This is a genomic window from Saccharopolyspora sp. NPDC002686, assembly GCF_040295745.1.
Lineage (GTDB): Bacteria > Actinomycetota > Actinomycetes > Mycobacteriales > Pseudonocardiaceae > Saccharopolyspora > Saccharopolyspora oryzae.
This window is the reverse complement of the sequence record NZ_JBEOVY010000226.1, coordinates 1-12,727: the sequence shown is the minus strand read 5'-3', so window position 1 is coordinate 12,727 and position 12,727 is coordinate 1. Positions and strand designations below refer to the sequence as shown.

14 protein-coding genes are annotated in these 12,727 nt (G+C 68.2%); 8 read left to right on the top strand and 6 right to left on the bottom strand.

Going from position 1 to position 12,727, the window contains the following annotated elements; translation table 11 throughout:
• Positions 1-405, top strand: a 405-nt coding sequence (locus ABTZ89_RS25855; RefSeq protein WP_351049242.1) for a hypothetical protein, incomplete at its 5' end; no start/stop codon positions are given.
• Positions 406-431: 26 nt separating this feature from the next.
• A complete protein-coding gene (locus tag ABTZ89_RS25850) occupies positions 432-1,265 on the top strand; it encodes an EamA family transporter (protein ID WP_502949599.1) in 834 nt (277 codons plus the stop codon).
• A gap of 65 nt (positions 1,266-1,330) precedes the next feature.
• Here ABTZ89_RS25850 and gad read toward each other — a convergent pair whose 3' ends face one another.
• From gad to ABTZ89_RS25835, 3 genes are all read right to left on the bottom strand, one after another.
• Complete coding sequence (gene gad, locus ABTZ89_RS25845; RefSeq protein WP_351049237.1) at positions 1,331-2,803, bottom strand: glutamate decarboxylase; 1,473 nt, start codon at positions 2,801-2,803, stop codon at positions 1,331-1,333.
• Between the two features lie 75 nt (positions 2,804-2,878).
• Positions 2,879-3,403: a DoxX family protein gene (locus ABTZ89_RS25840; protein WP_351049234.1), complete on the bottom strand. Its 525-nt coding sequence runs from the start codon at positions 3,401-3,403 to the stop codon at positions 2,879-2,881.
• Positions 3,404-4,119: 716 nt separating this feature from the next.
• Positions 4,120-4,971: an SDR family NAD(P)-dependent oxidoreductase gene (locus ABTZ89_RS25835; protein ID WP_351049231.1), complete on the bottom strand. Its 852-nt coding sequence runs from the start codon at positions 4,969-4,971 to the stop codon at positions 4,120-4,122.
• Between the two features lie 31 nt (positions 4,972-5,002).
• On the opposite strand from ABTZ89_RS25835, the gene ABTZ89_RS25830 reads away from it, so the two are divergent.
• Genes ABTZ89_RS25830 through ABTZ89_RS25820 form a run of 3 tightly spaced genes read left to right on the top strand, consistent with a single transcriptional unit; the run spans position 5,003 to position 6,482 of the window.
• Positions 5,003-5,563 (top strand): aldo/keto reductase, encoded by a 561-nt coding sequence (locus ABTZ89_RS25830; protein ID WP_351049228.1) that lies wholly within the window; start codon positions 5,003-5,005, stop codon positions 5,561-5,563.
• Entirely contained in the window at positions 5,535-6,011 is a 477-nt protein-coding gene (locus ABTZ89_RS25825; RefSeq protein ID WP_351049225.1) for an aldo/keto reductase, read from the top strand. The genes ABTZ89_RS25830 and ABTZ89_RS25825 overlap by 29 nt, the downstream gene beginning before the upstream one ends.
• Before the next feature lie 54 nt (positions 6,012-6,065).
• Positions 6,066-6,482 (top strand): SRPBCC family protein, encoded by a 417-nt coding sequence (locus tag ABTZ89_RS25820; protein ID WP_351049222.1) that lies wholly within the window; start codon positions 6,066-6,068, stop codon positions 6,480-6,482.
• A 261-nt stretch (positions 6,483-6,743) separates the two neighbouring features.
• On the opposite strand, the gene ABTZ89_RS25815 is transcribed toward ABTZ89_RS25820, so the two are convergent.
• Entirely contained in the window at positions 6,744-7,310 is a 567-nt protein-coding gene (locus ABTZ89_RS25815) for a nucleoside deaminase (protein ID WP_351049220.1), read from the bottom strand.
• 82 nt (positions 7,311-7,392) lie between these two features.
• Here ABTZ89_RS25815 and ABTZ89_RS25810 point away from each other — a divergent pair, with 82 nt between their 5' ends.
• The gene (locus ABTZ89_RS25810) at positions 7,393-8,361 is read left to right on the top strand and encodes an antibiotic biosynthesis monooxygenase (RefSeq protein ID WP_351049218.1); all 969 of its coding nucleotides are present in this window, start codon (positions 7,393-7,395) and stop codon (positions 8,359-8,361) included.
• Positions 8,362-8,452: 91 nt separating this feature from the next.
• Here ABTZ89_RS25810 and ABTZ89_RS25805 read toward each other — a convergent pair whose 3' ends face one another.
• Both ABTZ89_RS25805 and ABTZ89_RS25800 read right to left on the bottom strand, forming a co-directional pair.
• Positions 8,453-9,166: a cache domain-containing protein gene (locus tag ABTZ89_RS25805; protein ID WP_351049215.1), complete on the bottom strand. Its 714-nt coding sequence runs from the start codon at positions 9,164-9,166 to the stop codon at positions 8,453-8,455.
• A 33-nt stretch (positions 9,167-9,199) separates the two neighbouring features.
• Entirely contained in the window at positions 9,200-9,937 is a 738-nt protein-coding gene (locus tag ABTZ89_RS25800) for a FadR/GntR family transcriptional regulator (RefSeq protein WP_351049212.1), read from the bottom strand.
• Positions 9,938-10,203: 266 nt separating this feature from the next.
• On the opposite strand from ABTZ89_RS25800, the gene ABTZ89_RS25795 reads away from it, so the two are divergent.
• Together ABTZ89_RS25795 and eutH are read left to right on the top strand one after the other, a co-directional pair.
• Positions 10,204-11,466, top strand: a complete 1,263-nt coding sequence (locus ABTZ89_RS25795) for a D-arabinono-1,4-lactone oxidase (protein ID WP_351049209.1) — start codon at positions 10,204-10,206, stop codon at positions 11,464-11,466.
• A gap of 29 nt (positions 11,467-11,495) precedes the next feature.
• A partial coding sequence (gene eutH / locus ABTZ89_RS25790; RefSeq protein WP_351049206.1) for an ethanolamine utilization protein EutH occupies positions 11,496-12,727 on the top strand: 1,232 nt, incomplete at its 3' end.

Sequence of the window (12,727 nt, the reverse complement as noted above, 5' to 3'; positions counted from 1 at the left end):
GTCGGTGACGGGTTCCCCGGCGATCCCGCGTTGTCGCGAGCACTCGGCTCCGCGGGGATGACCCTGCTCGCACTGCCGTTCATCGTTGGCGTTGTGCTGATCGTGGGGCTGCCGCTGGGCCTCCTCGTCGAGAAGCTCTGCCGAAAGTTGAACCTGGGGCGCCTGGGGACTGCTCTCACGTTCGGCGTGCTCGGACTTCTCGTCGGACTCGGCCCGCTGAGCCTGCTGCACCCGCTGGACCCGGAGAGTCTGCTGAACCCGCTAGGACCGCTGCCAGCGGTCATCTCAGCACCGCTCGGCCGCCTCACCGCTGACCACCTCGTCCGCCATCGGGTGCTGTTCAACTGCGCGACCCTGATCTGCACAGCCCTGGCGCTCCTGTCCATCGCGATGTGGCAATCGTGAGCGGTGGAACGTGACGCGCAGGCCACATGCCTCAGCCAGGTGCACAGATCATGAAGGGCTCCGCGGTGAACATCGGCAGAGCTGCGCGGCGCCGGGGTGCGGGTTCCCCCGATCGCACTGTGTTCCTGCTCCTCGCGCTTTACGGGTGCTGGGGCTCGGCGATTCCGGCGATGAAGCTGATGGTCGACACGGTGCCGCCGCTGGGTGGAGCGGCGTTGATCTTCTTGCTCGCCGGAGTCGTGCTCGCTGGTGGCGCGCGTGGGCGTCCCCGGCCAACGCGCGTGCAACTGCGACGTTTGGCGGTTGCCGGGGTGCTGTTGCTGGTGGGCGGGCAAGGTCTCGCCACGGTGGCGCTGACCGAGGTGACCGCCAGTCTCGGGGCGATCCTCGCCGCGGCGATCCCGTTGTGGGTGGTGCTCCTGAGCGGGCTGATCGGAACCCGTATGCCGGTCGCGTCGAAAGTGCGCCTCGTGGCGGGGTTCGGTGGCATCGTGATCGTGGTGCTGACGGCGCCGGGCAGTGCGATCGGTGGGGCGCCGTGGGCGGTTGTGGCGTTCTGCGTTGCGCCGATCCTGTGGGCCGCGGGGAGCCTGCTGATGGCGAACGTCGCCGGGACGGTTGATCGGGTGGTCGCCAGCGCGGTTCAGCTGCTTGCCGGTGGGACCGTGTTGCTGCTGGTTGCGCTCTCGTTCGGCGAGCTCGCCCCGGTTCGGTGGTCGGACGTCAGCTGGACGTCGGCGGGTGCGGCGGTGTTTCTGGTCGTCTTCGATTCGCTCGTGGCTTCATGCTCTACACGCGCCTGCTGGAGAGCGCGCCGGCACCGCTGGTCAGCACCTACGCCTACGTCACGCCGCTCGTAGGCGCGGCGATCGGCGCGACCGCGTTCGGCGAGTCGCTCTGGGCCGGTGCTTTTGCCGGAGGCGCCTTAGTGCTCGGTGCGGTCGCGCTCGAGCTGCGCGGGCGATGAGTCCCGCTGCGGGATGCCGCTGCCGTGGGCGAAGGAGCTGTGCTCCACGCCGCGCAGGGGTTCGGGCTGGTGCTGGAGCTCCGCGATGGATCGTTCGAGGTCTTCGAGCAGGAGGTCCGCGAGGTCGTGGGTGAAGCCGTTGCGGACCACGATCCGCAGCACCGCCAGGTCGGTGCGGTTCGCCGGGAACGCGTAGGCCGGGACCAGCCAGCCGCGTTCCCGCAGGTGCGCCGACACGTCGAAGACCGAGTAGCCGGTGACCTCCTCGCGCAGCGCGAAGGCGAACGCCGGTAGCTGGTCGCCCCGGGTGAGCAGGCGGAACGGTCCGAGCCCTGCGATCCGGTCGGCCAGCGAGGTCGCCACGTCGCGGCAGGTCTGCTGGACCCTGCGGAAGCCGTCGAAGCCCAAGCGCAGGAAAGCGTAGTACTGCGCGACCACCTGCCCGCCCGGGCGGGAGAAGTTCAGCGCGAACGTCGGCATGCTGCCGCCGAGGTAGTTGACGTCGAAGACGAGGTCCTGCGGCAGCGCAGCCGAATCCCGCCACACCACCCAGCCCACGCCGGGGTAGACCAGGCCGTACTTGTGCCCGGAGGTGTTGATCGAGGCGACCCGGGACAGCCGGAAGTCCCAGGCCAGGTCGGGATCGCAGAACGGGGCGACCATCGCTCCGGAGGCTCCGTCGACGTGCACCGGCACGTTCCAGCCATGCTCGGCGGACAACCGGTCCAGCGCGGCGCAGATCTCGGCCACCGGCTCGTAGCTGCCGTCGAAGGTGGAGCCCAGCACCGCCACCACCCCGATGGTGTTCTCGTCGCAGCGGGCGACGGCTTCGGCTGCGTCGAGGTGGAAGCGCTCGCCCTCCATCGGCACCAGCCGCGCCTCGACGTCCCAGTAGTTCGCGAACTTCTCCCAGCAGACCTGGACGTTCGCGCCCATCACGATGTTCGGCCGATCCGCCGGCCTGCCGGCCGCTCGCCGGGCGTGTTGCCAACGGCGTTTGAGCGCCAACCCCGCCAGCATGCACGCCTCGCTGGACCCGGTGGTGGAGCAGCCGATGGTGGATTCGGGATCGGGGGCGTGCCACAGCTCCGCGAGCATCCGCACGCAGCGCTGCTCCAGCTCGGCCGTGCGCGGGTACTCGTCCTTGTCGATCATGTTCTTGTCGAAGCACTCCGCCATCAACCGGTCGGCCTGCGGCTCCATCCAGCTGGTGACGAACGTGGCGAGGTTGAGCCGCGCGTTGCCGTCCAGCATCAGCTCGTCGTGCACGACCTGGTAGGCCACGTCGGGATCGAGTTCCCCCGCGGGCAACCGGTTGCGCGGCACCTGCGCCGGTTCTGCGACGAACACCGGGTTGATCGACAGGTGCTCGCGGCGGGAATCCCGGCTTCGCCCGGTGTTGTGGCGATGCCCCCGGTTCCGTGCGGTCATGGGTTTCAACGCTAGGTCAGCCGACCACCGACCGCAGGGGGACGTGGTTCGCCCCGCGGTGACCCGCGCACGCGTTCAGCCCTTCACCAGCAGTGTCGCGGCCGAGGTGGCGACAGCGACCGCGATGCTGACCGCCGCGACGACCGGCCCGGTCCGGTGCCAGGGGCGACCCGCGTCGAGCGAGAACCGGCCTGGGCCGCTGATCGCCAGTGCGGCGGCGATGACCGCGAGCACGATCGCGTAGCCGGACGACTCCAGACCCTTGGCGGCCACAGCGGCGACGGCGTTGATCATCACACCGAGCGACATGGCTGCGCCGAGGGGCGTGAAAAGGCCTAGGAACAGCAGGATTCCGCCGACGAACTCGGCGCCGCCGCCGAGCAGGGCGAAGAACCACGCGGGTTCGTACCCCATCGCGGCGAACCCGGAGGCCGTTCCGCTCAACCCCTTGCCGCCCCAGACGCCGAACAGCTTCTGCGCGCCGTGCACGGTCAGCAGCCCGAACGGGACGACCCTGAGCAGGAGCAGTGCGGCGTCGGTGGTGAATGCGATCCGCCCGGCGGGCTTGACCTCATGACTGATCTGGGCTGTTTCGCTCATCTCTCGTTCCATCGTGCATCGGCGCCTGGAAGGTCCGGGCGCTGTTGTGTCGCTGGCGTGGCTGAGGCCGCAGGATGGGGAATCCCTTGTGGTGAGGGGATTTCCATGAGAACCGCACGCCGGGGAGGTGGGCGTTGCGGCTTTCGGCCGCGGGCAGGTGCGGGTCATCCGCACCGCGTCACCGCTGGCCGGCTAGTCGTGCTCGAAGGTCGTGGCTTGCGCTACCTGCGCGAAGAGCGCGCCGGGCCCGTGCCGTCGACATCCGGGCGCATCTCGTCCTCCTCCAGGTTTCCGCTGTGGGTGACGTGGTCCAGCAGCTGGCCTCGTTCGTGAGGCGAGGCAAACCTAAGTTCCGTCCGGGAGCCCGTCAAGCCCCTGATTCCGAAGCGAAGTTCTCCAAGGGGAAGAACTTGCTCTTGACGAGCGGATTCGTCCGAACGAAGCGATCTCGGTGACGCTGCCCACTGGGTGAACAAAGGCAGGTTTGCCCATTTCGACGAACCGCCTCCGGTGAGAGGTGGACATCGGCGGCCTGGTCGTGCTCAACGAGGTCGAGGCAGTTCGCGCCGGAGCTGGACATCCCGGGGCAGGTGTGCGACCACCTGGTCGCGGCGACCGAGGCTGTCGGGTACGAGCCGTCTCGGGCTGGAGTGGCGGCGGCGTTGGGCCCGGCGTCGACTGTGGATCTTTTGCGGGAACGCCTTTTGCGCGCAACTCTAGCGGTCAAAGGGGGCTGGCGGTGTTGCGTCCTTCGTCGCGGTCCGGAACGTGCACGGCGTGCTCTCGGCGGATTCAGGGGATGATGGTGGGACCAGGCCGCCGTCGACGCTCAGCGCGCTTCCGGTGGTGGCCGAGGCTTGGTCGGAGGCGACGTAGGTGATCAGGTTCGCCACTTCGTGGGGTCGGATCAGCCGGTGCAGCAGGGAAGTGGCTGCGCGGCCCTCGGCGACGTACCGCCGCTCCTGCTCGGTTCGGTCGAGACCGGGGTACAGGTCGTCCCACATCGCTACCACGCCGTTGCTCATCGTGGGGCCGGGCAGCACGCTGTTGACCGTGACCCCGGTGCCTGCGACCTCCTGGGCCATTCCGCGCGAGAGCGCCAGCTGGGCTGATTTCGTCATGCCGTAGTGGACCATGTCCGTCGGCGTCTGCACCCCCGCTTCGCTGCTGAGGAAGATCACCCGACCCCAGCCCCGATCAGCCATCCGCGGCGCGTAATGGCGTGCCAGGCGGACTCCGGAGAGCACGTTGATCTGGTAGAAGCGCAGCCACTCGTCGTCGGGGATCTCGAACACCGGTTGGACGGTGAAGACCCCGACGTTGTTGACGAGGATGTCGACGTCGGGTAGCTGCTCGATGAGCTTGGCGACTCCTTCGGCCGTCCCGATGCTCGCGGTGATTCCGCGCACGCCGAGCCGTTTGGCGATGTCGTCGACCTTGTCGGCGTTCTGGCCGTTGATCACGACGTCCGGAAACCGGCCCCGTGTGCGGGGGACCGGAGTCGGCGGTTCTCGTCGCCACAACCGCCGCAGGACCTGGCCGGCCAGGCCACGCCAATCATTGATCATTTTCGCAAGGTGCTTTCGGAAGGACTCCGTCGTGACACTCCGGGAGATCATTCCTTACCGCCTCGGCTTCGGTGCCGCGCCCTTGGGCAACATGTTCCGCGCGGTCCCGGACGACGAGGCACGTGCGACCGTGCAAGAAGCCTGGGACAAAGGCGACCGCTACTTCGACACGGCTCCCCTCTACGGGGCCGGCCTGGCCGAGATGCGGCTGGGTGAGTTGCTCTCCAAGAAGCCTCGGGACTCATTCGTCCTGTCCTCGAAGGTGGGGCGCGTCATCCTCGACGAGGAGGAGGTCGGCGCGCGTGATCTCGGTGAGAAGGGCGCATTGTTCGAGCACGGGCGCAAGAACAAGATCGTGCACGAGTGGACGGCCGATGCCACCGAGCGTTCGATCGAGGACAGTCTGCAGCGGCTGGGGGTCGATCGGATCGACGTCCTCTGGGTGCACGACATCGCTCAGGACTTCAACGGCGATCTCTGGCTGCAGAAGATGGAAGAAGCCCGTACCGGCGCCTTCCGGGTCCTGTCCAGGCTGCGGGACGAAGGCGTCATCAAAGCGTGGTTTGGGCGTCAACCACACCGAACCCATTGAGATCACGCTTGCTCTGGACGAACCGAAGCCCGATGGGTTCGTGATGGCCGGCCGCTACACGCTGCTGGACCACGAACGCCCGCTGCAGCGACTGCTGCCCATGGCCGCTGAGCAGGGGGTCGACATGGTGATCGGCGGCCCCTACAACTCGGGCGTGCTCGCGGGGGGCACCCACTTCGAGTACCAGGAGGCGTCGCCGGCGATCTACGAGCGCGTCGATCGCCTCAAAGCGGTCGCCGACCGGCATGGTGTGAGCATCAAGGCTGCCGCGTTGCAGTTCTCCCTGGCCCATCCGGTGACTGTCGCCGTCATCGCGGGTGCCAGCCGACCTGGCCACGTCGACGAGGACATCGCCGCGCTGGACGAGAAGATCCCCGCCGACTTCTGGGCCGAACTGCGCCAGTCCGGCCTGGTCAGCTCGCAGGCTCCGCTCCCAGGCGGCGCCTGATCCCCAGGAGCCGGGTCCCACGCACCGCAGCACGACGCATAGTGGAGGAAGACCATGGCATCGACCTCGGTGAGCCGGGTGGTTTCAGCCTCTCCGGAACGCACGTGGCAGCTGATCGGCGGCTTCGGGTCCCTGCCCGACTGGCTGCCTTACATCCCCGAGAGCACCCTCGTGGAAGGAGGGCGTGCCCGGCAGCTGAAGAACCCTGACGGGGACGTCATCGTCGAACGCCTGGTGGACTTCAACGAGACCGAACGCCACTACAGCTACGCCATCGAGAAGGCACCCTTCCCCGTGGTCGGTTACGTCTCCACCATCAGGGTTCACTCCGTGGCCGGTCAGAAGGACAAGGCCGAGGTCCAGTGGTCGGGGCGCTTCACCCCCGACGGCGCCACCGACGAGGAGGTGGTCGCCCTGTTCACCGACATCTACCGCAACGGTCTCGACGCCCTCCACGACGCGCTGGGCTGAAGCCGATCGAGCTTGTCTTTGGCGATGATCGTCGTGTGGTCGGCCAGCGCCTGGCCGGCGGAATCGGCGCGGCTGCGATCTCGTCTATTGTGGATAGTGCCGACCGGTTGTCCATCCACATTGGAATGCGCTGAGCGCAGCAGCAGTGCCGCGCCGATGCCCAGTCCGAACGGGACCGGCATCGAGGAGATCGAGGTGGACGCGATCGTGCGCTCGTCGGCGCAGGACGCCGAGGTCGAGCTCCCAGCCGGTGACGAACCGCTAATACGGGTGCCGGCCGGGCTTGTTCATCCACGCCTGGTACGCGCGGTCCCCGATCTCGGGGAAGATCTGTTGAATCGATATTCTCCGCTGGTCGAGCGGTTTCTTGAAGTCGTCGTACTGGAAGGCGTCGTCGAAACCGATCTCCTTGGTGTCCTGGAGGTCCTTGGCGTAGTAGACCGCGTCGATCCGGGACCAGTAGATCGCGCTCATGCACATCGGGCACGGTGCGCCGCTGATGTAGATGGAGCATCCCATGAGCATGCGGGCCCGCTCGGGCACCACGTCATCGGAACCTTCGGGGCGTGGCACGAATTCCAGCGTCGATTCGTTCTGGTGGTTCTCCGGAATGCTCGGCGCCTCGGAATTGAGCACTTGCGAGGCCATTCGAATGGTTTCCACCTCCGCGTGCGCGGTCGGATCACCGGTGAGCAGAACGCGATTCTGCCCCCGTGCGATGATGTCCCCGTTGCGGGTGATCACCGCGCCGAACGGGCCGCCCCACCCGTTCTCAACGGATTCGGTCGCCAACCGAACGGCTTCGGCGATGAGTTCTTCGTGCTCCATCCCCAGAACCTCCGATCGCATTGCGCCGAGCGCTTTTCAGTCGAGTTGTCCGGCCAGTCGGAGCTAATTATGGTTACCCGATATGGAGCGGGGGCCAAACCAGGAGTTCGGCAGTCGCGGCGCGACCGTCCTGATCTCGTTGACGGTCCGCGAAGGCCGGGAGGACGACTACCGGCGATGGCAGCAAAAGGTGGACCAGGCGGCCGGTGGCTTCAGCGGGTTCGAGGCGGCGGAGCAGTACCCGCCGACGTCGGACGAGCAGAACTCCTGGTCGGTCGTCTTCCGCTTCTCGACGATCGACCAGTTGACCGCCTGGTTGAACTCGGCGGAACGGCAGGAACTGCTCGCCGAAGGTGATGACCTGTTCGAAGGGGCTGCCACGCAGGAGATCCTCGCCGGAGAGCCGCCGACCCGGGACGTCGTGACCGCGGTCGTCTCGCACGACGTCAGGCCGGGGCGTGAACGCGATTTCAGGCACTGGCAGAACAAGGTCCGCAAGGTGCAGGAGAAATCTCCGGGATTCATGGGGCTCGAGCTGTTCGAGCCAGTGCCAGGAGTGCAGGAGAAATGGGTCGCGGTGTTCCGGTACGACAGCCGCGCACATCTGGACGAGTGGTTGGAGTCCGAGACGCGGGCGAAGCTCCTGGAGGAAGGGGAGGACTACTTCGCCGGCTACGACGTGCGGAAGATCAGATCGGCATTCGGCAGCTGGTTCCGGTTCGACGGTGAAGGGGAGGAAGGGATCCCGTCCAACTGGAAGCAGGCCATGACCGTGTTGCTGGCCCTCTATCCCACCGTCATGGTCCTGAGCCTGACGGTCGGTCGCGAACTGGGCGCGGCAGGGCTACCGGGATACCTGTCCCTGTTCATCGGCAACGTGTTGAGCGTCAGCATCCTGACCTGGCTGCTGATGCCGCTGGTGAACAAGATCTTCGCGTTCTGGCTGGTGCCGGGACCGGCCCGCGTGGCGGTGACGAACCTGGCGGGCGCGGCGGCCATCGTGGCCTGCTACCTGTTGCTGCTGGCCATCTTCGCCTGGGTCGCTGCTTGACCGGGTGGCCCGGACGGATCGAGCACGTCGATCGGCCTGGTAGCGCACGGGTTCTCGCATCGTCCACTATGGACTAGCCCTGAGGGCGTCGTCAGCGGTGCGCCGCGACGAGGCGCCAGCGCAGGTCGCCGCCGAGGTCGATGTCCTGGGACCAGTGCACGCCGGCGTCGCGGCGCAGCAGGGTTCCGCTCCACCAGCGGGCGCTGGTCGACGCCACGACGCGGTCGTGCTCGTTGAGCAGCACGGCGTCCGGTGACCGCGATCGCAGGGACTCGATCAGCAACCGCTCGACGCCCTCGACCGCGACGTCGGCCCCCAGCACGTCGACGAACTCGTCGTCGTGGAACACCGGAACGGCCAGGGTGATGGTGTGCTCGTTGGTCCCGGCGAAGTCCACGAAGGGGCCGGTGACCGCCGGTCGTCCCGTCCGCCGGGGCAGCGCGAACCAGTCCTGGCCGACGTAGTCGTAGAAGTGGTTGTGCGCCGGGTCGAGCTGGTGGCGGACGAAGCGGGCCGGCTCGTCGTCCTCGCTGCGCCACCACTCCAGCCAGCGCGATGCGTCGTCGAGGTGGCCGTCGTCGAGCGCGAGACCCACCCCCTGGACGAAGCCGCGGTGCTGGTCGAGCACCTTCACCAGGGTCGGCTGCACCTGCGCGACGTCGGCTCGGCGCAGCGGCCGTCGAGCCGGCGCCAGCACGCGGACGACCTCGGCCTGCGCCGAACCGAGATCATCGAGCACCCGGTCGACCCGTGCTCTGATGCGTTCCGCGCACCTGCGCAGCGACGCGAGCTCTCGGTCGTTCAAGATCCTTCACCTTCTGGTTGCGCGATGCGGCCATCATGGTTCACCGCGCACCACCAGGTCCAGGTGCAGATCGATCAGGTGCTGCACCCGGCTCTCCACGTCCTGCATCGCCACAGCGCGCGCGGTGTCCGCGTCAGCGCTGTCGATCGCCTCGATGAGCGCGGTGTTCGCGGACTCGGTCACCGGGTGGTGCTCGGCCTCGCCGCCGACCGTCCAGAACAACGACGCCAGCTCGTCGTGCAGGTGGACGATGGCCTGCGTGAGCCGGACCGAGTGGGCGACGACGCCGATCTCGATGTGGAAGCGGCTGTCCGCTCGGCGCCGCTCGTCCGCGGTCTCGGCGGAGCGGAAGTGCTCGGCCAGCCGCCGCAGCCGCTCCACGTCGTCGTGGGCCGCCCGCTGCGCGGCCAGGTGAGCGGCCCCGCCGACCACGGCGGCGCAGGCGTCGCCGAGATCGCGCAGCGAGTCGGCGCTGCGCTCGCGCAGCTGGTTCAACGCCGTTTCGGGCGGCGGTTTCGACGCGTTCCGCACGAAGCTGCCGCCGCCGCGCCCGCGGCGGGTTTCGATGGCCCCGCGCTGCCGCAGGGTTTCCAAGGCCTGGCGCAGGGTTCCGGTGGAAACGCCCAGCTCGGCCGCGAGTTCGGATTCCGGCGGCAGCCGGTCGCCGTGGCTGAGCAGTCCGACGGCGATCGCGGTCTCCAGCTGCCCGGCCACGCTGTGCGGGAGCCCTTCGGTCCCGTCCAACCGGAGGTACGCGGCAAAACTCGACACCGTTGTCTTTCCTCTGCTCACCAACTGGTCCGGGCGGGATCCGGCGTGCGGACGTGATCGATTCGGCCGTCGTGGCACGACCTCGGGCGAGCATACCGGCGCGACCGGGGGCCGCACGGACCCTTGTCATTTAAAATTGAATGTTTTAAGTTTTCGGCGCTGGTGCGCTCCTCCTGACGAGGCTTCGGGGAGAGGCCTGCGCTGCCGAGGCGGGAGGCGTATCCGAGGACTGATCGAGATCCGTTGCACGAGATCGGAGCATCCGCATGACCGAGCCCGCGCTGTCCGCCCCCACCAGCTACGACCACGTCTGGAAGAACTGGGCGGGGAACCACACCGTCACCCCGGCGATGTACGCCCGGCCCCGCGACGAATCGGAAGTCGTCGACGCCGTCCGCTACGCGATCCGGCAGGGGATGAACGTGCGGGTCGCGGGAACGGGGCACTCGTTCACGCCGATCGTGCCCACCGGCGGGCTCATGCTCGACCTGGCGCAGCTGAGCGGGGTGACCGCGACCGATCCGCAGCGGCTGCGGGCCACCGCGCTGGCGGGCACCACGGTCGGCCGGCTCGGCGAACCGCTGTGGAACGCCGGGCTGTCGCTGTCCAACCAGGGCGACATCGACAAGCAGGTCATCGCCGGCGCGCTCTCGACGGCCACGCACGGCTCGGGCATCGAGCTGCCGAACATGTCCGCGGCGATGCGCCGGGTGCGGCTGGTCGACGGGCACGGCGAGGTCGTCGAGATCGGTGAGGACCAGGTGCGGGAGCTGCGCGCGGCGCAGGTCGCGATCGGCTCGCTCGGCGTGATGCTCGAGGTCGAACTGGCCGTTTCCCCCGCCTACTACATCAAGGAGGAGATCAGCTACCGGCCGTGGCAGGAGATCGAGGACTCCTGGGACCGGCTGATCGCCGACCACCGGCACTTCTCGTTCTTCTGGTGCCCGGCGGACCACTCCGTGGACCTCTACCAGCTCCCGGCGCCGCCCGACCAGCCGATGAGCAACCACTGCTACGTCAAGATCTACGACGAGGTCGAGGTCACCGAGCCGGACGGGCTCGTCTCCGACGACGTCGGCAACCGGACCGACCGCGCCTACCGGGTTTACCCCGGCGGGTACGAGGAGCCCTTCCACGAGATGGAGTACATGGTCGCGGCCGAGCACGGGCTCGAGGCCCTCAACGAGATCCGGCGGTTGATGCTCGACGAGTTCCCCGACCAGCTCTACCCGATCGAAGTGCGCTGGACCGCGGCCGATGACGCCTACCTGTCGCCGAACTACCAGCGCGACACCATGGTGATCTCGGTGTCCGGTGCGCCCGGTACCGACTACTGGCCGTTCCTGCGCACCGTGGACCAGCGGCTGCAGCGGTACCAGGCCCGACCGCACTGGGGGAAGATCCACTTCATGACGCGGGACCGGCTCGGCGAGCTGTTCCCCGAGTTCGGCACCTTCCTCGCCGTGCGCCGGGAGTTCGACCCCGACGGCACGTTCCTCAACGACCACCTGCGCCCGCTGCTGGGCTGAACCGCCCGCCACCGAGAGGAGGAGGGCGCGTGGAGTCCTTCGGGAACCTGATCATCTACCTCATGATGGTGTTCGTCGTGATCGGCGCCGTGGCGGCGATCCGCGACGACGAGAGCGGGCTCGGCCGGGAGTTCAAGGAAGGCCTGCACTCGATCGGCGCCATCTTCGTCCCCGTCGCCGGGATCATGGCCGCCATCCCGTACCTGTCGGCGCTGGTCGAGTCGGTCGCCGGCCCGCTGTTCGGCGCGATCGGTGCGGACCCGGCGATCGCCGCGACCAGCTTGATCGCGGTGGACATGGGCGGCTACCAGCTGGCGCAGGAAACCGCGGGCAGCACCGGTGGCTGGATCATGGCCACCGTGGTCGGCTACATGGCCGGGGCCACCATCATCTTCACCATCCCGGTCGGCCTGGCCATGCTGGACCGCCGCGACCACCGCTACATGGCGCTGGGCGTGATGTCCGGCGTGCTCGCGATCCCCGTCGGCGTGCTGGTCACCACGGGCATCCTGCTGGCCACTGCGACGACGGTGCGCGGCGAGGTGTCCGCCGACAGCGCATCGACCGCGCCGCTGTCCGGTTTGGACGTCGGATCGATGCTGCTCAACCTGCTCCCGCTGGTGGTGTTCGTCGTGCTGCTCGCGGCGGCTCTGTGGTTCGTGCCTGCGATCATGATCCGCCTGTTCATCTGGTTCGGGCGGATCCTGGACGCCGCGCTGAAGCTCGTGCTGGCGGTGAGCATCGTCGAGCACTTCACGGGCGTGTTCTCCACCGTGCTCGGCGGTTTCGGCTTCGACCCGATCATCGCCGACGCCGAGGACCAGTACCGGGCGCTGGAGGTCGCCGGAAACATCGGCATCATGCTCGCCGGGGCGTTCCCCATGGTCTACGTGCTGCGCAAGGGCCTCGCCCGCCCGTTGGGCGCGCTCGGCCGCCGCGTGGGGATGAGTTCCGAAGGCACGGCCGGTCTGCTGGCCGCCGCGGCCAACGTGCTGGCCCTGTTCCGGCTCATCCGCCACATGCCCCCGAAGGACAAGGTGCTGTGCATCGCGTTCGCCGTCTGCTCCGCCTTCCTGGTGGGGGATCACCTGGCGTTCACGGCGAACTTCCAGCCGAACCTCATCGGCCCGCTGCTGCTGGGCAAGCTCGCCGGTGGCGTGCTCGCCATCGCACTGGCCGCGCTCATCGCACTGCCGGCAGTGCGGACCCTCGCCGCGGAGGTGTCCACGACCAGCGTCAGGTCGAGCCAGCGCGTCGTGCC